The sequence below is a fragment of the Bifidobacterium pullorum subsp. saeculare genome (assembly GCF_016899725.1).
Classification (GTDB): Bacteria; Actinomycetota; Actinomycetes; order Actinomycetales; family Bifidobacteriaceae; genus Bifidobacterium; species Bifidobacterium pullorum_C.
Genome location: NZ_JACLYU010000169.1, coordinates 1 through 472 on the forward strand (window position 1 = coordinate 1; position 472 = coordinate 472).

At 50.6% G+C, this 472-nt stretch carries 1 rRNA gene; it reads left to right on the plus strand.

From position 1 onward, the window contains the following. Positions 1 to 472 (plus strand): 16S ribosomal RNA (locus H7U32_RS10005); the annotation flags it as partial.

Below are 472 nucleotides of genomic sequence, written 5' to 3' on the forward strand. Positions count from 1 at the left end.
TCAGCTAGTCCTACGGGGGGCAGCAGTGGGGAATATTGCACAATGGGGGAAACCCTGATGCAGCGACGCCGCGTGAAGGAAGAAGGTTTTCGGATTGTAAACTCCTGTTGTTGAGGAAAAAGAGGATGGTACCCAACAAGGAAGTGACGGCTAACTACGTGCCAGCAGCCGCGGTAAAACGTAGGTCACAAGCGTTGTCCGGATTTACTGGGTGTAAAGGGAGCGTAGGCGGCATGGTAAGCAATATGTGAAAGCCTCGGGCTTAACCTGAGGATTGCATAATGAACTATCAAGCTAGAGTACAGGAGAGGTAAGCGGAATTCCTAGTGTAGCGGTGAAATGCGTAGATATTAGGAGGAACACCAGTGGCGAAGGCGGCTTACTGGACAGTAACTGACGTTGAGGCTCGAAAGCGTGGGGAGCAAACAGGATTAGATACCCCTGTAGTCACTCAAGTCTGTCTCTTATACAC